We start from the raw sequence: 19,039 nt of genomic DNA on the forward strand, positions 1-19,039 counted from the left end.
ATTGAATAAAAGACCCTAGCCCCAAGTTTGAGCTCTAGGTATTTAAATTAGAAACGGTGCTGAAAACCCAATGTAATCGAGTTAAGGCGAACTTGGTCTTCAGAGACGTTATCAACGAACTCAAATATCACCGCGCTTTGGTTATTTAAAGCGTAGTGCATACCTAACCCAAAACTAAATCCTTGTTCTTTGTGAGAACCTACATTTTGTAGATCAAGCTGAACGCTTGAATACCCAGCTAAACCATAAAGTGCAACTCGCTCTGAAACCGGCATATTCAACTTAACAAAGCCGCTCAAAGCGCTATCAACGGCAAGACCACTGTCACGTTGAACTGATGTCCCATAACGTCCTTCGAGACCAATGTAGTCATTAAAGAAGTACCCTGCTTGCGCACTAAGAAGGAAAGGACTCCCCTCTTTTACGGACTCAGAAGACGAGCTTTTCAATTCTGCATTTGAGTAGCTCACTAACGCACCAGCATAAAAATCGGCTGACGCTGAAAAAGAACTCAGGCTCAAGCCCAGTGCACCAAGTATTCCCAAACAATGCTGCTTTCTTATCACGTAAAAGTCCCTAGTACTGGTAATAATATGGGCTGCCAAAGCAAAGTTAAGCGTGCTATGCAGGCCATTAAATACTGAAGAGTTGGCACGCTACCGCCCTGAGGCGTTGAGCGTAAGCCACTGTATCGCTTTCTATATGGTGTAAGTAAAAACGACCTATTTCCTCCAAACCTCTAGTTCCGGAGGAAATAGGCCGACAAATTATGCACTCTTGATAGTTTATCAGCAAGCAAGGGAGCAAGATAACCGCGCAATGTCACGCTGGTGTTAGAAATGAGATCGAAAGCCATGGCAAAATAAGAAACTATTTACATGCTAAGGCTTTTTTATCTAGAATATAATTTGGAGCATTTTTATGCTACCAAACATCGATGTTTTTATACCGGATACACAAGGATTAATAATGAAGAATACAGCTCTAGCTATTCTTATGGCTCTAAGCGCAACAACTGCATTTGCAGCAGAAGAAGCAGGCTCAACAGGCACAGCTTCTGCGTCAGCAACTGGCACTACAGCTGTAGGTGTAGGCGCAGCAGCAGCAGTAACTGTAGTAGCAGTTGCAGCGTCAGATAGCGACTCAACATCTACTTCAACATCTACTTCTACTTCTACTTCGAACTAATTTCGTTTTGTAGAACAGAAGCCAATCGCCCTGAATGACTCAGGGCGATTTTATTTGTAAGAGGGAATAATGAATATCTTCCGAATACCTAAATGGATACGCCAACTCCTCATTCTTCCACTACTCCTTGTACTCTTTGGCTGCACACAGAAATTCAATGATGTTTCAGCAACCGTCCAAGAAGCCTACGGTAACTACATTGATATCGAGATGACACCAGAAGAAATCAATGCTATTCCATATGCCAGTGCCTATTTGAAACTTGGAAATCAAAAACAGGTGTTTGTTGTTTTAGCTTTTGCGGAACAAAACCAACTCAGCGGCAAAAAACAACTGAAATGGGTAAGCGCCGATAAAGCGATGATCGTTACAGAGAATGGGCACATCGTCAAAACGATTGGTCTACAGAGTGGGGACTTAGCAGGTGTTTACGGTGACGTTCCAGATTTTTCTTTAGACTCAACCTCTGTCAACTACACACTTTCATACGATTGGGCAACACAATACCGTTATGGCTTTCCTGCAAATATAACGCGTTCTTACTCAGGCCAAGAAACGTTAACAACACCTATTTCTAGCACTATGACCAACGTATATAAAGAAGTTGTTGAGTTTAGCAGTCTTTCTCAATCGGTCGAAAACTACTATTGGGTCAATGAACAGGGTCAGGTCGTTAAAACCTTACAACACCTAGGGCCAAATATGATTCCGGTTGAGTTAACCATTTTGAAGGGATATAGCAAATCATGAGCAAGCAACTACTCACATTATTCGTTTTGGTCATGCCGCTTTTGAGCATGCCTAGCTTCGCTCAAACAGAAACCTCTGCTATGCAACCATTAAATGTTGAATTGCTAGAAGCAGGCAAACGGCTACAATTTCAAGGGCCGGCTCGTTTAGAAAGTGTGTTAGCACTTGCTAGGGAGCAAAGCGTCTCTCTGCAATACTCTCTTGGTACCACTTTGTTTGATAAATCGGAACGCGCCGAGAAAACCTCTACCGCTTTAAAGAACTCGGTGCTCAATCAAATGATTCAACACAATTTGGTCGCACATCCATTCTACAAGTTCATTCAGCAGCAAAGCTTTGCACCGCGTTTACTGTCTGCGATCGATGTTGATAAAATTCGACTAGATAAATTCGACAACCCACTGTTGCGCGGCGATTACCTGCTCGCTAGCCCTCTACGCGAAGAAAAAGTGTATTACTTAGGAAACCTAAGTAGCGTGTATTCCGTTAAGGCGCAAGCAGGCATCCCTTTGCAAAGACAAATAGAGAATTTGAAAAATAACATTGGTGCGTTATCAACACCGCCAGTGTTGATCTACCCAGATGGTCACGTAGTTAAGCCGCATCACGGAGCTTGGTTAACGACACAATATTACTTACCACCTCTGACATTGGTATATATTCCGTTTGGTGATCTTGAATACTCCGAAATGGACCAAGATATTGTCCGCCTACTCACTCAATTGATACCAAGCTCCACAAAGAGACCACAATGATGCCAATTAGAAAAAGCTTAACCCTTTCTTTAATGGGCCCTGCATTGGTTTGGGCTCAAGATATACCCTTTGAGGCTCCCTCGTTACAGCCTTCTCAATCTGATTTTGGTGGTGTTGGTTTAATGCAGATGCCAACCGGACGTATGGCTCCTGAAGGGGAATTCAACTTTTCTGTAACAGGTAGTGATGAGTACCTTTTTTACAATGTGACTCTGCAACTTATGCCGTGGCTAGAAACAACCATCCGTTACACTCAAGTTAACGACCTGCCTTACTCATCATCCTTACCCGATGTTGATAATGAATACACAGACAAGGGGATAGATTTTAAATTTAGATTATGGGAAGAATCTGAATACATGCCAGAAATTGCCCTAGGTGTGAGAGACTTTGCTGGTACCGGCCTTTTTGATGCTGAGTTTATTGCAGCGACAAAACGATATTCTAATTCGAAATTAGGTACTTTTGATTTTACTTTGGGTATGGGTTGGGGCTACTTGGGAACCAGAGACAATATAACCAATCCATTTTGCAAAGCATCAGACAAATTCTGTGAACGTTCTGAAGAGTTTCTTGATTCTGGAGGAACAACTAATTTTGACAGAGCTTTCAAAGGGCCTACGGCTTTATTTGGTGGTATAGAGTTCCAGACGTTGCACGCTCCTTTACGATTTAAAGTTGAGTACGACAGCAATGATTATTCTACAGACTATGCAGTTGTGGGTGCAGATGTTGATATGAAGCCCCACACACCATGGAACTTTGGTGTCCTCTACCGTCTAGGCATGGCCGATTTTCGTTTAAGTTATGAACGCGGCGATACTTTAGTAGCAGGCTTAACGCTAAACACTAATTTCAATGACATGCCATCATTCTGGCGAGACACACCAACCCCAGAAGTGGAAGATAACCAACCCAAAGAACTGTCTGATGTTGATTGGGAACGTGTAACAGAAGATTTAGACAAAATTGCTGGTTATCGAAACACGCGTGTTTATGTTGATAACAATACAGTAACTGTCGTTGGTGAGCAGAAGAAATATCGTGACCGTACAGAGGCACACGAAAAAGCGGCAGCTGTACTCCATAATGAAATGCCTGACGATATTGATACCTATGCGATCAATGAACGTAGCCGAGGCTTAGTCGGCGAACAAACGATTATTTCCAAAGAGAAATATCGCGACTTTGCCCAAGTTAATTACATCAATCCGAAAATAGAAGATGCAACCTCAAGGGCTACAACTAAGCCAATGGGAGAATCTGTCTACGATGGTTTTAAGCGTTTTGATTGGGGCTTTGCACCTAAACTAGTTCAAACTCTCGGAAACGCTGAAGATTTCTATCTCTTTAGTGTAGGGCTAAGTGGTAATGCCTCATATTGGCTGACGGACAACCTTGAAATTGGCGGTTCGTTATACTGGGATTGGTATAACAACTACGATAAGTTTATTTATGTCACTCCACCTGATGGCACTACTGTTCCTCGTGTTCGCACCATGTTCCGCGCTTACCAAAATGAACATGCTGTAACCATGTCAAACTTACAATTGACTTGGTTCCAAGAGTATTCCGATACGATGGATCAGCAATTCTACGCGGGCTATCTGGAGAGTATGTTTGCTGGAGTCGGTACTGAGTTTCTTTACCGGCCACAAGGAGCTAACTGGGCAATTGGTGCTGACGTCAACGTAATTTCTCAACGTGATCCACAAAGTTACTTCGGTGTTTACGATGAGAAATGGCAAAACGTGCCGGAATATGGACATCCGTTCCAAGTTATTGATAAAGGCTTCACTGGTTTTGTATCTGGTTACTACTACCCTCAATGGGAATTCCTACAAGATTTGATGATCCAAGTCGATGTTGGTCAGTTCCTAGCTGGTGATGTTGGTACACAAATCAATGTTTCTAAGCAGTTCAAGAGTGGCGTAATTGCTGGTGCCTTTGCGTCATTTACAGACTTGTCTGCGGATGAATTTGGAGAAGGTAGCTTTACCAAAGGTTTCTACTTGTCGATTCCATTTGACATCATGACCGTTAAGCCAAGCAACAATCGTGCGAACTTTAGTTGGCAGCCTCTTACTCGTGACGGAGGACAGAAACTCGGACGTAAATACAGCTTGATTGAGTTGACCGACGAGCGAAATCCTTGGTATCAAAGGCCTAACCGTTCGGATGTGGAATAATAAAGTAATCAAGGGAGCTGCGGCTCCCTTTTTCATATCTAGATACTGAGTCATAGAAGACTCAAACCTATCTTCCTGCTTCCAATAGCGCTACTTTTCGTTTCTTGCTAGAATTCCTGAGAAAATTTTAATCTATGGTGGAAGTTCTATGATCATCGTAACTGGTGGCGCTGGCATGATCGGCAGCAACATTGTTAAAGCACTAAACGAAGCTGGTATTAACGATATCCTGGTTGTCGACAACCTAAAAAATGGCAAAAAGTTTAAGAACTTAGTTGATCTGGACATCACAGATTACATGGATCGTGACGACTTTCTGACCCAAATTATGGCGGGCGATGATTTTGGTCCGATTGAGGCAATTTTCCACGAAGGTGCTTGCTCTGCAACGACTGAGTGGGATGGTAAGTACATGATGCTAAACAACTACGAGTACTCTAAAGAGCTGCTTCATTACTGTTTAGATCGCGAGATTCCATTCCTATACGCTTCTTCAGCAGCCACTTACGGCGATACCGATACTTTCGTTGAAGAACGCGAATACGAAGGCGCACTGAATGTATACGGTTACTCGAAACAGCAGTTTGATAACTACGTTCGTCGCCTATGGCAAGACGCTGAAGAACATGGTGAGACCCTTTCTCAAATCACCGGCTTCCGCTACTTCAACGTATATGGCCCACGTGAAGACCACAAAGGTAGCATGGCATCAGTTGCGTTCCACCTAAACAACCAACTTAACTCAGGTGAAAATCCTAAATTGTTCGCGGGCAGCGAATCATTCAAACGCGACTTCGTTTACGTTGGTGATGTATGTAAAGTAAACCTGTGGTTCTTAGAAAACGGCGTATCAGGAATTTTTAACTGTGGTACTGGCCGTGCTGAATCTTTTGAAGAGGTAGCAAAAGCAGTTATCAAGCATCATGGCAAAGGCCAAATTGAAACCATCCCATTCCCTGAGCACCTAAAAGGCGCTTACCAAGAATTCACACAAGCGGATCTAACCAAACTGCGCACCGCAGGCTGTGATGTTGAATTCAAGACAGTTGCAGAAGGCGTTGCCGAATACTTGACTATCCAAAACAGTTAAGCACCACAAGGTGGTAGAACCATAACCTGCCACCTTTACTCAAGTGCAATAGCCTGTATCATTCCTAACTATCTTTTTTCTCATTTAAACCACTTCGCCCGTACACGAATAGGTAACTAGACACGCCATGACCATTAAACGTGATGACTTCGACCCTAAAGCATATAACCCTGAGTTTAAGCGCCACTTTCTGTCGCCTAAGTACTGGGGCACGTGGTTAGGTGTTCTCTTATTTTTACCTTTATCATTAATGCCACTAAGTTTACAAAAGTGGTTGGCGAAAACCATTGCCAAAAAACTGTCTAAATCCCACAAAGGGCCAGCTCACCGAGCGAGGGTTAACTTTGAGCTGTGTTTTCCAGAAAAGTCGTTCCAAGAACGTGAAGCTTTGATAGAAAAAACACTCTACACAGCGGCCATGTTCTTTTTTCGCTTCGGGTTACTAAGTTTACGCTCACCAAAGTGGCTTCAGAACCGTTGCCAAATTCGCGGCCTAGACATTTTACGACAGCACATTGATAACAACGAAAATGTGATTTTAATGGTTCCCCACTCTTGGGCAATTGATGTGCCTGCTATCTTGCTCGCTTCAATGGGAATGCCAGTTTCTGCAATGGCAAAGAAACAAAAGAATGATGTTGCTGACTGGCTGATGCACAAGCAAAGAGTTCAATATGGTGGTCGTGTTTATGAACGCTCAGGTGGCATTAAGCCTTTTCTGAAGTCTATTCGAGATGGCTATGTAGGGTATTATCTACCCGATCAAGATCACGGCCCAGAGCATAGTGTGTTTGTAGATTTTTTTGCCACACGTAAAGCAACACTACCTGGTTTAGGCAAAATTGCGAAACTATCACGCTCAAAAGTACTGCCTCTATTTGCGTCGATGAACACTGAAGATGGTACGTTTGATATTGAGATTTTACCAGCGTTTGAGCTGGATAAAGGCGAAGAGCAAGACGCTCGTACCTGTAATGAAGCCATTGAATATTTTGTCGGTGATAAACCCGAACAATATATGTGGGTACTACAGTTGCTGCACTCTCAAGAAGACGGCAATAACTATTACAATATCTTCAAGCCTAGATATGATACTGATTGGCAAGTAAATAAATGAAAAAGATTTTAATTATTGGCCCTGCGTGGGTCGGCGATATGGTAATGTCGCAATCGTTATATATCGTATTAAAGCAACGCCATCCAGATAGCCAAATTGACGTTATCGCTCCAGGATGGTGTAAACCGATTCTTGAGCGTATGCCAGAAATCCATCAAGCGATTGAAATGCCTATCGGTCATGGTGAGTTTAACTTATTAGGCCGCAGGGAAATTGGCAAATCATTACGTGAAAAGCAATATGACCACGCCTATATCTTGCCTAAATCAGCGAAATCGGCACTGATCCCATGGTTTGCCAACATTCCTCTTCGTACTGGCTGGAAGGGAGAAATGCGCTATGGTTTATTGAACGACTTACGCCCTAACATGAAGTCTTTTCAGTACATGGTAGAGCGCTATGTAGCGTTAGCTTATCCAAAAGCAGAAATGGCGGATTCTAACTCTCTCGGCGGGCTTGAAACCTTGCCTCGCCCACGCCTTGCAATCAACGCGGCAGAGCAACAAGCCACGATCAAAAAGTTCAACTTAGCCCAAGACCAACCAATTATCGGACTATGCCCAGGAGCAGAGTTTGGTCCCGCAAAAAAATGGCCCGAAACACACTACGCTGAAGTTGCGACGCAAATGGCTCGATCTGGGCATCAAATCTGGTTGTTTGGTTCTCAAAAAGACTTAGAGACTTGTAACAATATCCGCGCACTTGTTCCGACGCAATTCCATGAGGGCATTCACGTTCTATCAGGCCAAACCAGCTTAATTGAAGCGGTCGACTTACTTGCTGCATGTAAGACTGTTGTCGCGAATGACTCAGGCTTAATGCATGTGGCAGCTGCGGTTGGTTGTAATGTTGTTGCAGTGTATGGCTCAACTTCACCGAAGTACACCCCCCCACTCGCAGAAAAAGTGGAGATTGTTCATACCGATATTGATTGTCGCCCTTGTTTCCAGCGTGAATGTCAGTACAAACACCTTAAGTGCTTGACAGAACTTTCGCCTAAGCAAGTGCTAGATAGTATCCAAAAACTTGACGCCATTACGATAAGCTCATGTTAGTTCGTATTGTTTATACCTTACTACTCGCTCTAGCGTCACCGCTGCTTTTATTTGGTTTGTACAAGAGCAAACCAAATAAGCCTAAGTTCGGCTCTCGCTGGAAAGAGCACTTTGGTATCACTCCCAAGCTAAAAAGCAACGACAAACCTATTTGGATACATGCCGTATCTGTTGGTGAAAGCATAGCAGCAACACCTTTAATTAAAGCCCTTAAGGAACAAAACCCCGAACAATCTATTCTAGTTACTACAACAACAAGTACCGGAGCTGAACAGATTGCTAAGTTGGGTGATTTAATTGAACACCGCTATATGCCAATTGACTTTGGGTTTGCTATCAAAGGCTTTCTTAAAGCAGTGCAACCAAAACAGATGTTGATCATTGAGACTGAGCTGTGGCCAAACACGCTTCACAATGTTCACAAAGCGGGTATCCCTATAACTGTCGTGAATGCGCGCCTATCTGAAAAATCGTGTCAGAACTACGCCAAAATACAGCGGCTTTTTAACCAGCTTCATCCATGCCTAACTCAAGTACTCTGCCAAACGGATTCAGATGCAGAGCGCTTCGAACGCTTAGGCGTTGAGAAAAAGAAACTATCCGTTACTGGCTCGATTAAGTTCGATATTCAAATATCAGAGCAAGTGAAACAGCAAGGACAGCAGCTTCGAGCCCAGCTTGGAAAGGATCGTCCAATTTGGATTGCAGCTAGCACCCACAAAGGCGAGGACGAACAGGTATTAGATGCACATAGACAAGTTTTAAAATCTCATCCAAATGCTTTACTCGTTTTGGTTCCTCGCCATCCAGAGCGATTTGATGATGTATTCACGCTTTGCCAACAGCAAGGATTTAAAACTGTGCGTCGTACTTCAACGCATGCAGTAAAGACGAATACTCAAGTATATCTCGGCGATACAATGGGTGAGATGCTAACGTTGATGGGCGCAGCGGACATCTGCTTTATGGGCGGTAGCCTAGTTGGAGATAAAGTCGGTGGGCATAATGTGCTAGAGCCCGCAGCACTGGGAGTACCAGTAATCACGGGACCAAGCTATTACAACTTCCAAGATCTGGTTGTTAAGATGCTTCATAAGAAAGTTATCAAACTGATTGAGTCACCTAACGATATGAGTCTAAAGGTTGAAGCTATGTTTCAAGGTGCGTTAGCAAAAAGTATCGTTCAAGAAAACCTCCTTAGCTTTGTCAAAGATAATGTTGGTGCGCTAACTAAGACAATTAGATGTATTGAGAGTATAAAATGAAAGTTTTTGTTATTAACATGAAACGCTCAGTTGATAGAAGAGTTCGTATGGAAAATGCACTCAACAAAGCCAACATACCATTCGAATTTATAGAAGCGATAGATTCCTCTGCGCCAAACTTTCTATACTCTGAACGTAGCAATGATGATCTTACTCGAAAACGATTTGGCTATAGGCTAGTTGAGAACGAAATTGCTTGCTTCTCTAGTCACCACCTAGCCTGGGAAAAGTGCTTGGAGCTAAACGAACCAATACTGGTTCTAGAAGATAACTGCGACTTATTACCTGAGTTTTTTGACGTGTTTTCACATTTCGACACATTAGCGGAACAATACGACTTTCTAAAACTTGCTGCAACCAAGCCTAAATCATTTAAAGTCATATCTTCAGTTAATAACAAACTTAATATTGTACGCTTCAACAAACGCACATGCGGCATTATGGGATATATTCTAACTCCACATGCTGCTTCGAAATTCATAAAAAACGCAACTCAGTTTATAGAACCTGTAGATGACTACATGGAAAAACCGTATAAACATGGTGTATCCACGTATGTTTTAAGACCAGATATTGTCAAAAGAGCCGATATTCCCTCAACAATAGGCAGTTCTCGAAAAGATAAATCTGGTATCACCTCATGGAATAAGATCTATATAGAAATATTTAGGTTATACGAGCAACTTTCTGATTTTCTATATAACCTTGAGAATAAAAAATGAGTAATAACAATCCATTAGTCAGTATTATAGTTCCTATATATAATGTAGAAGAGTATTTACCTGAATGTCTAGATTCTGCTGTACAACAAACATATAGAAATATAGAAATAATTGCTATTATTGATGGCTCTCAAGACAATAGCATAAACATTGCTAAGCAATATCGAGATGAGGATCCTCGAATAAAAGTCATAGAGCAAACTAACCAAGGGCTATCAGCAGCGAGGAATACAGGGATAAAAAACTCTCGTGGAGATTTTTTGTTTTTTCTAGACTCAGACGACTGGTTAGAAAAAGATGCAATTGAGAAATTATTGTTGCATTCTACTGGATACGATATTGTTTCAGGAAGAGTAACTAAGTTTTATCAAGAAGATAAAAGATATGAAGACTATCGAAAGAGAAGAATTATAGGGAAATTAGATTTGGACAAAAAATTTTTCTCCTTAGAGTTCGTAGTTTGGAATAAATTATATCGAAAAGAAGTGCTTGACAATATATGGTTCGTACCCGGATTAATTCATGAGGATGAAGAGTTTTATTGGCAGGTATTTACTAAAAAATTAAGAATATACTCTATCTGTGACAATGTCATATTTTACAGAATTAGACAAAATTCTATAATGAATAGTAAAGTTAATGATGTTAATTACCAAAATAATTTTGTGAAAATCATTGACTCTGCATATTCTACTATGAAAGGCAGTAACAAACTTAAGTATAGTTTTTACAAAACAGCTATTAAATATTTAAGAAAGCTAAAAAATGAATCAATACCATATGAAAAATATGAAAAACATATAAAGTCAATGTACAACATTAGTGATTCATTTTTATTCAGAATAAAAATGAAAATATACAAAGTATTTAGTGGTTAATTATCGTTTCATATAGCCGGAGGAGCTATGAGTAGAAGTAGAAGAGAAAACAAGTGGCTTGAGATTATGGATAGCGCAAAATCTCAGCATAACCTTATTGCATCTCTGATAAACGGAAAGTCCATTGCTTATATAGACATACCGATACATTTTAATGTTGGAGATCTTCTTATATACCTTGGAACGGAAGAATTTTTTAAAGAACATGATATTAACGTTATATATCGTAGTGGTTGTGAAAATTTAGATTTTAAGAAGATTAAAGAAGCTGATGTCATAGTTTTACACGGTGGCGGTAACTTTGGAGATCTTTATAAAGTTCACCAAAATCTAAGAGAAAATATCATATCTAAATTCCCTACTAAAAGAATTATATGTCTTCCACAAACAATATTTTTTGAAGATATATCAAATGAGGAGTCTAGCGCCAAAATTTTTTCTAAACATAAAGATTTCCACTTTATTACTCGCGATGAAAGAAGTTACGAAATATCGAAAAAATTCACAAATAACTATCACTTGCTTCCTGATATGGCTCATAGTCTTCATCCGATGATCGAAAAAGAAGAACTTTGTGATGAACTTCCTCAACAACGACGAATTTTAAATCTGATTAGAAAGGATATTGAGTCACAAAATAATGACTTGAGACTACAAAAAAAAGGGTTTGACTGGGATGATCTTATTTCAATATCAGATATTAATATCAAGAAAAAGTATTCATCGCTAGAAAAGTGGAAATTTAAACAAAAGAAAGCTAATGACCTTTGGTATAGACTATCAAAAGAGATAGTCTTTCGTTCAGAGAATTACTTTCATATGCATAATGAAGTTCATACTGATAGACTACACGGACTGATTTTTTCATGCTTATTAGGAAAGAATATACATCTCTTTGATAATTCCTATGGTAAAAACACCTCTTATTACAATAAGTGGCTTTTTGGCCTCCCTAATATAACTGTTAATTTTAATAGTAAATAGAATTAAGGAGTATAGTTAATTACTTAATCAACTATACTCCTACATTTAATTTTTATCAGAATATATATCATAGTGTTCTTTCAAAAATTTAAAATCCTTCTCGTTCCAATTAATACTCTTACGAGAAAGCTCTTTATTAAATGAACGCAGAAGTCTATTTAGATTTTGATGCTTCCAGTCACCAGAAGTTTCAAAACGACACTTATCAAAATCGATAATCCATACCTTATCTTTGTCGTCGATCAAGATATTGTGGATATTCAAATCGGTATGGTTAACGCCAACCTGATGCATCTTGGCAATTTCTTGCCCTATTTTCTGATACATTTCTACCGATAAAGACTGTTCTTGCAAGATACTAACCAGATCTCTGGCGTTTGGGATTCGCTCACTTAATAAATCAGCTTGATAGAAGAGTCCTGACTTTACGGCTCTTGCTGCAATAGGACGAGGAACGTGCACCCCAGCCTCAATTAGCGCCAACAAAAGCTGAAACTCTTGCGCACAACGGGTGTTATCCCAGCCAGAGAACCAATAATGATCGTTAACTAACTTCCCAAACAAACCGCCACGACGGTAATGACGTAGTGCCGCTTGCATGTTCTCTAGTTGGATAAACCATGTCGTGCCTCGCCCCGTCGCACTGCCAACCACCTTGTCTAAGGACTGCCAGTATTCCGCATCAAATATCGGTTGGCTAGGGTCTGTAATGATCTCGTCATCAAACCAGATCACTTGGTTGTTGTTTTTATACTGTTGAGTCATGCGCTCACCCTCTAGCCTAAATACCGGCTGGCTAATATATACAACCAAGTAAATGCAGCAAACGCCAAAGCAACCATAACGGCAGCAGAGCCTATATCTTTAGCTCGCCCACTGAGTTCATGCCGTTCAATACCGATACGATCCACTACCGCCTCAATCGCTGAGTTTACAAGCTCTACAATCAAGACTAATACCACGACCCCGATCATTAAGATACGCTCAACCATGCCGACATCCACTAGCCAAGCCAAAATCACAGCAATACTCAACAGAGCCAACTCTTGTCGAATGGCAGCTTCATGCTTAAAAGCCGCTTTTAATCCTTGGATCGAATAACCCGTCGCTTTAACGATGCGCTTTAGCCCGGTGTTACCCGGCTTGCCAGATTCTTGCGATTGATGTGGTGTTGTCTTTGACATTGCAGAACACTTATCAGTACTTAGCTATATTCGAGCCGTGTATTTTACATTTATTGGGGATGTCTGCATAATTTACCTGCCTCTATTCATCGAATCAGACAATAATTATGTTCACTTCTGCCCCATCGTCACTATGCGTCTTGCGTTTGTCCGCTATCGGAGACGTTTGCAATACTATCGCCAGCATTCAAGCTATTCAGAAACACTGGCCTTCGACCCAGATTACTTGGATAACGGGTAAACTTGAAGCCCAGTTATTAGCCGCCATCGATGGTGTAGAAGTGATTGTTTTTGATAAAAAAGCGGGACTTGATGGCTACAAATCACTTTGGCGACAGCTGAAAGGCAGAGAGTTTGATGCGCTATTGCATATGCAGTACGCGATTCGAGCGAGTGTCGCAACGTTGGGCATTAAAGCAAAATACAAACTTGGTTTCTCTTCTGATAGAAGCCAGGACTTTCAAACACTATTTACCAATGTCAAAGTGCCTTCCCCGCAATCTCTGCATGTCGCAGATGGCTTAATGGCCTTTGCCCATCAAATTGGGGTACCAAAGGCAGGACTAGACTGGGTACTTTCTTATTCAGACCACGATCAAGCTTGGGCAGAGTCTCATATTTCTCGTAGTAAACCTAACCTGCTGATTGTGCCTGGTGCGAGCAAAGCTTATAAAAACTGGAACGCGGAAGGTTATGTGGATGTGATTCATCACGCCAGAGCAAAAGGCTGGAACGTGATTCTGGCAGGCAGCCCTGCTCAGGTAGAATTGGATCTGGCAGAGGCCATTCAATCTCGCTTGGAAGAACCGTGTCTAAATTTAGTTGGACAAAGTTCAATTCTGCAAATGCTTGCGTTAATAGATAAGGTTGAAATGGTCATCGCCCCCGATACCGGACCAGCACACATGGCGAATGCAATGAAAACACCAATCATCGGGCTCTATGCACACCATAATCCGCTGCGAGTGGGACCTTACCGTTATCTAAAATACGTTGTCTCAGTGTATGAAGAAACGATCTTTGCGGAAACAGGTAAAAACAGTCACGAGTTAAGCTGGCGAACTCGCGCTAAAGATGAAACGGCAATGAACCGCATTACCAGCACTCAAGTAATGAGCATGTTCGATCAAGTCTTAGAAGATTTGTATCCTCAATACCAGTAAACTTACTGTCTTGATTTGTTAAGAAGGAAATGACCTTGTCCAAACCAACCTTAGCCGTTGCCTTAATTGTAAAAAATGAAGAGAAGCACTTACAAGCTTGTCTAGACACAGTAAAAGATTGGGTCGATGAGATTGTCCTTCTAGACTCGGGCAGCACTGATCGCACCGAAGAAATCGCCCGACAATACACAGATAAGTTTTACACCAACCTAGATTGGCCAGGATTCGGTAAACAGCGCCAACTGGCGCAGCAATACGTTACGGCAGACTACGTTTTGTGGCTTGATGCGGACGAACAAGTCACTCCAGAGCTAAAAGAAAGTATCTTACACGCGGTATCAGCCAATAAGCCGAACGTTTTATACAAACTTAATCGACTAAGCTCAGCGTTTGGTAAGTTCATCTACCATTCTGGTTGGTCTCCAGACTGGATTGTGCGCTTATATCGCACCGAATATACACAATATAATGATTCGCTCGTTCATGAAAAAGTTGATGAGAAAAACTATCAAACTGAAAAACTGGATGGTCGACTGCATCACTACACTTACGAGCACCTTCATCATTACATCAATAAAACCACTGGCTACCTCAAGGCCTGGACGGATGAACGTGAAGGTAAAAAGAAAGCGGGTTTAACGACCGCTATCGTTCACGCTCTTGCTAGCTTTTTGAAGATGTATGTTCTCAAACGAGGCTTCCTTGATGGCAAGCATGGCTTCATTCTAGCTTGGCTAAGCATGCACTCTACTTTTGTAAAATATATCGATCTCTACTTACGTGAACAGGCAAAAAAATCATGAAAACGACTTTAATTATCACCACTTACAACTGGAAAGAAGCATTAAAAGCGGTGTTAGAAAGCGTGAAACGTCAAACCGTTTTGCCTGACGAAGTCATTGTTGCAGATGATGGCTCTCGAGAAGACACCAAAGCAATGGTTGACCAAATGCGTGAAGGTTTTCCGGTTCCACTGATTCATAGTTGGCACGAGGATAATGGCTTTCAGCTTTCAATGAGCCGCAACCGTGCGATCGCCAAAGCATCAGGTGACTACCTCATCATGATTGATGGCGACATGGTGCTGTCCCAAACGTTTATTGAATCACATAAGCAAGTCGCAAAACCAAATTGGTTTGTGCAGGGTGGACGTGTGTTAACGGATGAAAGCTGCAGCAAGGCTATCATGGAAAACGGCTTAGTGCCTTCCATTTTCAGCAAAGGCATTCGCAATCGTAAAAACTGCATCACCAACGCCTTGCTATCGAAATGGTTCTCTTACGAGCGTAATAACGATAAAGCCACTCGCGGCTGCAACATGGCGTTTTGGCGACAAGATGTCATCGAGGTGAATGGCTTCAACCAAGATTTTGTTGGATGGGGACGCGAAGACAGCGAGTTTGTTCATCGCATGTTGAATGCGGGTAAGTCACGTCTTTACCTAAAATTTGCAGGTGTAGGCTACCACTTGTACCACGTAGAAAACTCTCGCGCGTCACTCGGACAAAATGACGAGATTTTAGAAAACACAATTAAAAACAAGCTTAAACGCTGTGAGAATGGTGTTGATCAATTTCTAGAAGCTTAAGATTATAAAAAGGGGCGTTTCGCCCCTTTTTATTGTTGCTGAGATAAAGCGAAGTACTTATCGGCAACCATCAATGAGATCAAACGCTCTTTACGTTTATCTTTGAACTGCTCAACCCACTGGTGCGCATTTTCAATGATCGCTAATGCTTCTTGCTCATTCGCTAGGTAATAATCCATCTTTTCGGGCAAATCCGAATAGTCATCCTTCACTTCAACATAGTGGACGCCTGCCTCTAACTTACCTTCCATAAACCAAGTCTCATATTTTGGCTTTGACATAATAACCAAGGAGTTAGACGACATAGCCCACTTAAGGTTGGTGGCCACATCATTGCCTTCTATACAGAGCAAAAACTTATACTGCAGTTGCTCTTCAATACTCATAAAGCCCTTTTCCCATGGTTTCCCTTCTACCGGGCGGGTCTGGCCAATATTGCATTGCGGATGGTTGTAAAACGCATGAATCACCTTTTTACGATGCGGCTGAAAACCCACGCCGCGCCACGCTACCATGTCCTTTTTATCTTGATAGCGAACAGGATCGTCAATAAATTTAAAATGACGAACTTGATTAAGTTTCAACACCACTGAATTTTGGTTGTTACCAAAAATAGGGCGGCTTTTTATAAAGCTCGGTACATTGGGGATGTGTGTAACATCGCCATTGATGTAGTTAAACGCAAAACTGGAAGGGAAATAGCGTACAACTTGGCGAAGATCGAAAAAATACGTCCAGCCTTTCGTTTTTTTGAATGTATCGATGGTCGAGTAACTTTGTTCTCGGCTATCGACTGAAAACGGCGTTTCACACTTATTGTAATAGTTCACCCGCTCAAGACAGCGTTGCAGCTCTGCCTCGGTCAGATTCGAAAGTAAACGCTTGGCTTGTGCTCGATATACAAAGCGAGGGATAAGTGTCGAGAGAGCGTTTGAGAAATAATAAGGGAACTTACTGTCTTTCATTCAGTTTTTCCCCAATCGCGATGGCTACTGGCTTGGGAACGAATTGTTCGATACTTCCGCCATGAATCGCTACTTCTCTCACGATAGTCGACGATAAAAACGCAAACTCTTCTTCAGGAGTTAAAAATACGCTCTCGATTCCTGGTAATAGCTTTCGGTACATGTTGGTCAGTCCAAACTCGTATTCAAAGTCTACCGTTGTTCGTAAACCACGAATAAGAACCTTAGCTTTCTCATCTCTCGCGAAATCCACTAATAACCCGGAGAACCCCTTTACCGTCACACCAGGTAAATGCGCTACAACGTCCTGCATCAGTGCAACGCGCTCTTCCAATGAAAACATAGTGTTCTTCGATGGGCTTGCGGCTACGCCAATCACAACCTCATCAAACATTTCGTGAGTACGTTCTATTAGATTGAGGTGACCATTAGTCACTGGATCAAAAGTGCCCGGATAAATGACTTTCATATAATTTACTAAGTTATTCGAAACTGATTGAATTATTGAGGCTCGAACGCAAGATTACAACAACTTAAGCTCGATAATAGCTCGACTTACTTCTGACACTCACTACAAAAGAAGGTATTACGTTGGCCAATCTTTAGCTCTTGAAGTCGTTCGCCGCACTCTGGGCATGGCTCTCCTGCTTTTCCGTAAACCAATAACTCTTGTGCAAAGTAACCCGGCTTTCCATCGGCTTGCGCAAAGTCTTTCAGCGTAGTCCCACCTTGCGTAATGGCAATCTCAAGTGTCATTTTGATATTTTCAACAAGTAACCCCCACTCTTGAGAAGTCAACTTACCTGCGGGCCTTGAAGGGTGAATTCGAGATTTAAACAACGACTCATTCGCGTAGATATTTCCGACACCAACCACGACTTTGTTGTCCATGATGAACTGCTTGACGGCAACACGCTTATTTTTAGCTTTCTCCGCTACATATTCCGCATTGAACTCTTCAGTTAAAGGCTCAGGCCCCATGTTTGCTAGCACAGCATGTGACTCGCCAGGAGCACACCACAGCCATGCCCCAAAACGACGCGGATCGTTATAACGCAGTATTTTTCCACTGCTTAGTTTGAGATCCACATGATCGTGCTTTGCTGGCGGAAAGTCAGCATCTAGAACACGTAAAGACCCCGACATGCCCAAGTGAACAATGGCTGTACCTGTGTTTGTCTCGATCAGTAAGTATTTCGCACGACGGCTAATCGCACGGATCACCTGCCCTTCCAATTTTTTAAGCTCTGTAGGAATATCCCAGCGCAATTTAGGCGTTCGAAAAGTAAACGACTGGATCGTTTGTCCAACCATGTGAGGGCTAATCCCCATACGGCTCACTTCAACTTCTGGCAACTCAGGCATTAGATTCTCCAATTCACCGGCTAATAGTTCTCGCTGCTAGCATAATCGAAAAGAAAAACGATAAATAGGGAGGCTTATTAGGGGTATAGACGCAAAAAGGCTCTACTCTGGCATAAGGTAGTTTTCATCGACGGAGATAGCGACCCATTTGTCTTGCCAGGTTTTAAATAGCCAAAAATCAGGTAAACGAAAGAAAGTCACCCGCTGCGGCTCTTCGAGATCCTGATACCAAACTTCTACCGTTTCAGGTACCGTCAGGTTAGGTTTTAAATGATCGTACTGTTCTGAGGTGAGCTCGGTCCCTTCCAATGATTGCCAGCGTGATACAAGTTCACTGATCGGTGCATCAACTTTGATGTTGGATTGCCATCGTCCATCATGCAGTTCAAACTCCCAGCCACTATAGTACAAAGACTCCACCGTATAGTCGGAGCGAAGTACATTTGGGTAAGGGTCTGCTTGGTCTGTTAATAGGTAAGTTTTGATCCACATCGGCGCATTTAAGATCACTATAAACGCGATAATGCCCAGAATAAGAATATTGTTCCATCGGCGGCGACGAGCCGGACTCACACGCATAACCATCTCTACTCTCTTATAGTTATGAGTAAGTTACCAAAGAGTATTGAGCTTGACTAGAACAACGGTGTGCAAGTGTGTAGGGAAGTGGTAACTAAGCGGCAGAGAGCGATCAATCAAAAATTCGAGTATAGAGTCGGACCAGTAAAATAACTTCAGCAGTACTTTATAATCCGATGACGTACTGAACCTTTTCTTCAGC

General features: G+C 41.9%; 21 protein-coding genes. 14 read left to right on the forward strand and 7 right to left on the reverse strand.

The window, feature by feature from the left end:
• Nucleotides 1-47: 47 nt before the first annotated feature.
• Nucleotides 48-566, reverse strand: coding sequence for an outer membrane beta-barrel protein (locus tag R7P64_RS14020; RefSeq protein ID WP_017820722.1), 519 nt, complete (start codon nt 564-566; stop codon nt 48-50).
• A gap of 403 nt (nt 567-969) precedes the next feature.
• Between R7P64_RS14020 and R7P64_RS14025 the strand changes: the two genes are divergently transcribed.
• The 11 genes from R7P64_RS14025 to R7P64_RS14075 all read left to right on the forward strand — a co-directional run bounded on the left by R7P64_RS14025 (nt 970) and on the right by R7P64_RS14075 (nt 11,993).
• The gene (locus tag R7P64_RS14025) at nt 970-1,188 is read left to right on the forward strand and encodes a hypothetical protein (RefSeq protein WP_031780921.1); all 219 of its coding nucleotides are present in this window, start codon (nt 970-972) and stop codon (nt 1,186-1,188) included.
• Nucleotides 1,189-1,257: 69 nt separating this feature from the next.
• Complete coding sequence (locus tag R7P64_RS14030; RefSeq protein ID WP_167415631.1) at nt 1,258-1,938, forward strand: YjbF family lipoprotein; 681 nt, start codon at nt 1,258-1,260, stop codon at nt 1,936-1,938.
• Nucleotides 1,935-2,693 carry a capsule biosynthesis GfcC family protein gene (locus R7P64_RS14035; protein WP_213972958.1) on the forward strand — a complete coding sequence of 253 codons (759 nt, stop codon included), beginning with the start codon at nt 1,935-1,937 and terminating at the stop codon, nt 2,691-2,693. The genes R7P64_RS14030 and R7P64_RS14035 overlap by 4 nt, the downstream gene beginning before the upstream one ends.
• Nucleotides 2,690-4,882, forward strand: coding sequence for a YjbH domain-containing protein (locus tag R7P64_RS14040; protein ID WP_213972959.1), 2,193 nt, complete (start codon nt 2,690-2,692; stop codon nt 4,880-4,882). The genes R7P64_RS14035 and R7P64_RS14040 overlap by 4 nt, the downstream gene beginning before the upstream one ends.
• Nucleotides 4,883-5,030: 148 nt before the next feature.
• Nucleotides 5,031-5,972: an ADP-glyceromanno-heptose 6-epimerase gene (gene rfaD / locus R7P64_RS14045; RefSeq protein WP_170893635.1), complete on the forward strand. Its 942-nt coding sequence runs from the start codon at nt 5,031-5,033 to the stop codon at nt 5,970-5,972.
• A gap of 127 nt (nt 5,973-6,099) precedes the next feature.
• Entirely contained in the window at nt 6,100-7,089 is a 990-nt protein-coding gene (gene lpxM, locus R7P64_RS14050; RefSeq protein WP_085343407.1) for a lauroyl-Kdo(2)-lipid IV(A) myristoyltransferase, read from the forward strand.
• The gene (waaF, locus tag R7P64_RS14055) at nt 7,086-8,144 is read left to right on the forward strand and encodes a lipopolysaccharide heptosyltransferase II (RefSeq protein WP_213972961.1); all 1,059 of its coding nucleotides are present in this window, start codon (nt 7,086-7,088) and stop codon (nt 8,142-8,144) included. The genes lpxM and waaF overlap by 4 nt, the downstream gene beginning before the upstream one ends.
• Entirely contained in the window at nt 8,138-9,409 is a 1,272-nt protein-coding gene (gene waaA / locus R7P64_RS14060) for a lipid IV(A) 3-deoxy-D-manno-octulosonic acid transferase (protein WP_171344433.1), read from the forward strand. The genes waaF and waaA overlap by 7 nt, the downstream gene beginning before the upstream one ends.
• The gene (locus R7P64_RS14065) at nt 9,406-10,131 is read left to right on the forward strand and encodes a glycosyltransferase family 25 protein (protein WP_213972962.1); all 726 of its coding nucleotides are present in this window, start codon (nt 9,406-9,408) and stop codon (nt 10,129-10,131) included. The genes waaA and R7P64_RS14065 overlap by 4 nt, the downstream gene beginning before the upstream one ends.
• Nucleotides 10,128-11,009 carry a glycosyltransferase family 2 protein gene (locus tag R7P64_RS14070; protein ID WP_047103797.1) on the forward strand — a complete coding sequence of 294 codons (882 nt, stop codon included), beginning with the start codon at nt 10,128-10,130 and terminating at the stop codon, nt 11,007-11,009. Before R7P64_RS14065 ends, R7P64_RS14070 begins: the two co-directional genes overlap by 4 nt.
• Before the next feature lie 27 nt (nt 11,010-11,036).
• Nucleotides 11,037-11,993 (forward strand): polysaccharide pyruvyl transferase family protein, encoded by a 957-nt coding sequence (locus R7P64_RS14075; protein ID WP_318123643.1) that lies wholly within the window; start codon nt 11,037-11,039, stop codon nt 11,991-11,993.
• A gap of 45 nt (nt 11,994-12,038) precedes the next feature.
• Here R7P64_RS14075 and R7P64_RS14080 read toward each other — a convergent pair whose 3' ends face one another.
• Both R7P64_RS14080 and R7P64_RS14085 read right to left on the reverse strand, forming a co-directional pair.
• On the reverse strand, nt 12,039-12,758 hold the full coding sequence (locus R7P64_RS14080; RefSeq protein ID WP_238777365.1) for a 3-deoxy-D-manno-octulosonic acid kinase: 720 nt from the start codon (nt 12,756-12,758) through the stop codon (nt 12,039-12,041).
• An 11-nt stretch (nt 12,759-12,769) separates the two neighbouring features.
• The gene (locus R7P64_RS14085) at nt 12,770-13,177 is read right to left on the reverse strand and encodes a diacylglycerol kinase (RefSeq protein WP_005395798.1); all 408 of its coding nucleotides are present in this window, start codon (nt 13,175-13,177) and stop codon (nt 12,770-12,772) included.
• A gap of 107 nt (nt 13,178-13,284) precedes the next feature.
• Between R7P64_RS14085 and R7P64_RS14090 the strand changes: the two genes are divergently transcribed.
• Genes R7P64_RS14090 through R7P64_RS14100 form a run of 3 tightly spaced genes read left to right on the forward strand, consistent with a single transcriptional unit; the run spans nt 13,285 to nt 15,928 of the window.
• Nucleotides 13,285-14,340, forward strand: a complete 1,056-nt coding sequence (locus tag R7P64_RS14090; protein ID WP_017820712.1) for a glycosyltransferase family 9 protein — start codon at nt 13,285-13,287, stop codon at nt 14,338-14,340.
• A gap of 35 nt (nt 14,341-14,375) precedes the next feature.
• The gene (locus R7P64_RS14095) at nt 14,376-15,143 is read left to right on the forward strand and encodes a glycosyltransferase family 2 protein (RefSeq protein WP_005395793.1); all 768 of its coding nucleotides are present in this window, start codon (nt 14,376-14,378) and stop codon (nt 15,141-15,143) included.
• Nucleotides 15,140-15,928, forward strand: a complete 789-nt coding sequence (locus tag R7P64_RS14100; protein WP_005379421.1) for a glycosyltransferase family 2 protein — start codon at nt 15,140-15,142, stop codon at nt 15,926-15,928. Before R7P64_RS14095 ends, R7P64_RS14100 begins: the two co-directional genes overlap by 4 nt.
• 29 nt (nt 15,929-15,957) lie before the next feature.
• Here the strand turns inward: R7P64_RS14100 and R7P64_RS14105 are convergent, their stop codons facing one another.
• The 4 genes from R7P64_RS14105 to R7P64_RS14120 form a co-directional block, all read right to left on the reverse strand.
• Nucleotides 15,958-16,893, reverse strand: coding sequence for a glycosyl transferase family 90 (locus R7P64_RS14105; RefSeq protein WP_136976544.1), 936 nt, complete (start codon nt 16,891-16,893; stop codon nt 15,958-15,960).
• Complete coding sequence (coaD, locus tag R7P64_RS14110) at nt 16,880-17,362, reverse strand: pantetheine-phosphate adenylyltransferase (RefSeq protein WP_005379411.1); 483 nt, start codon at nt 17,360-17,362, stop codon at nt 16,880-16,882. The genes R7P64_RS14105 and coaD overlap by 14 nt, the downstream gene beginning before the upstream one ends.
• An 86-nt stretch (nt 17,363-17,448) precedes the next feature.
• Complete coding sequence (mutM, locus tag R7P64_RS14115) at nt 17,449-18,258, reverse strand: bifunctional DNA-formamidopyrimidine glycosylase/DNA-(apurinic or apyrimidinic site) lyase (protein WP_053349744.1); 810 nt, start codon at nt 18,256-18,258, stop codon at nt 17,449-17,451.
• A 102-nt stretch (nt 18,259-18,360) separates the two neighbouring features.
• Nucleotides 18,361-18,837, reverse strand: a complete 477-nt coding sequence (locus R7P64_RS14120; protein WP_031777180.1) for a hypothetical protein — start codon at nt 18,835-18,837, stop codon at nt 18,361-18,363.
• Nucleotides 18,838-19,039: the final 202 nt, after the last annotated feature.

This window comes from Vibrio sp. 2304 (assembly GCF_033339475.1).
Lineage (GTDB): Bacteria > Pseudomonadota > Gammaproteobacteria > Enterobacterales > Vibrionaceae > Vibrio > Vibrio alginolyticus.

Excerpts from the sequence above, each read along its gene's own strand:
- R7P64_RS14075 (WP_318123643.1), top strand. The coding sequence starts at position 11,037 with ATGAGTAGAAGTAGAAGAGAAAACAAGTGGCTTGAGATTATGGATAGC.
- R7P64_RS14090 (WP_017820712.1), top strand. The coding sequence starts at position 13,285 with ATGTTCACTTCTGCCCCATCGTCACTATGCGTCTTGCGTTTGTCCGCT.
- R7P64_RS14070 (WP_047103797.1), top strand. The coding sequence starts at position 10,128 with ATGAGTAATAACAATCCATTAGTCAGTATTATAGTTCCTATATATAAT.
- waaA (WP_171344433.1), top strand. The coding sequence starts at position 8,138 with ATGTTAGTTCGTATTGTTTATACCTTACTACTCGCTCTAGCGTCACCG.
- R7P64_RS14035 (WP_213972958.1), top strand. The coding sequence starts at position 1,935 with ATGAGCAAGCAACTACTCACATTATTCGTTTTGGTCATGCCGCTTTTG.
- R7P64_RS14040 (WP_213972959.1), top strand. The coding sequence starts at position 2,690 with ATGATGCCAATTAGAAAAAGCTTAACCCTTTCTTTAATGGGCCCTGCA.
- lpxM (WP_085343407.1), top strand. The coding sequence starts at position 6,100 with ATGACCATTAAACGTGATGACTTCGACCCTAAAGCATATAACCCTGAG.
- R7P64_RS14080 (WP_238777365.1), bottom strand. The coding sequence starts at position 12,758 with ATGACTCAACAGTATAAAAACAACAACCAAGTGATCTGGTTTGATGAC.
- coaD (WP_005379411.1), bottom strand. The coding sequence starts at position 17,362 with ATGAAAGTCATTTATCCGGGCACTTTTGATCCAGTGACTAATGGTCAC.
- rfaD (WP_170893635.1), top strand. The coding sequence starts at position 5,031 with ATGATCATCGTAACTGGTGGCGCTGGCATGATCGGCAGCAACATTGTT.
- R7P64_RS14030 (WP_167415631.1), top strand. The coding sequence starts at position 1,258 with ATGAATATCTTCCGAATACCTAAATGGATACGCCAACTCCTCATTCTT.
- mutM (WP_053349744.1), bottom strand. The coding sequence starts at position 18,258 with ATGCCTGAGTTGCCAGAAGTTGAAGTGAGCCGTATGGGGATTAGCCCT.
- waaF (WP_213972961.1), top strand. The coding sequence starts at position 7,086 with ATGAAAAAGATTTTAATTATTGGCCCTGCGTGGGTCGGCGATATGGTA.
- R7P64_RS14025 (WP_031780921.1), top strand. The coding sequence starts at position 970 with ATGAAGAATACAGCTCTAGCTATTCTTATGGCTCTAAGCGCAACAACT.
- R7P64_RS14100 (WP_005379421.1), top strand. The coding sequence starts at position 15,140 with ATGAAAACGACTTTAATTATCACCACTTACAACTGGAAAGAAGCATTA.
- R7P64_RS14120 (WP_031777180.1), bottom strand. The coding sequence starts at position 18,837 with ATGCGTGTGAGTCCGGCTCGTCGCCGCCGATGGAACAATATTCTTATT.
- R7P64_RS14065 (WP_213972962.1), top strand. The coding sequence starts at position 9,406 with ATGAAAGTTTTTGTTATTAACATGAAACGCTCAGTTGATAGAAGAGTT.
- R7P64_RS14105 (WP_136976544.1), bottom strand. The coding sequence starts at position 16,893 with ATGAAAGACAGTAAGTTCCCTTATTATTTCTCAAACGCTCTCTCGACA.
- R7P64_RS14085 (WP_005395798.1), bottom strand. The coding sequence starts at position 13,177 with ATGTCAAAGACAACACCACATCAATCGCAAGAATCTGGCAAGCCGGGT.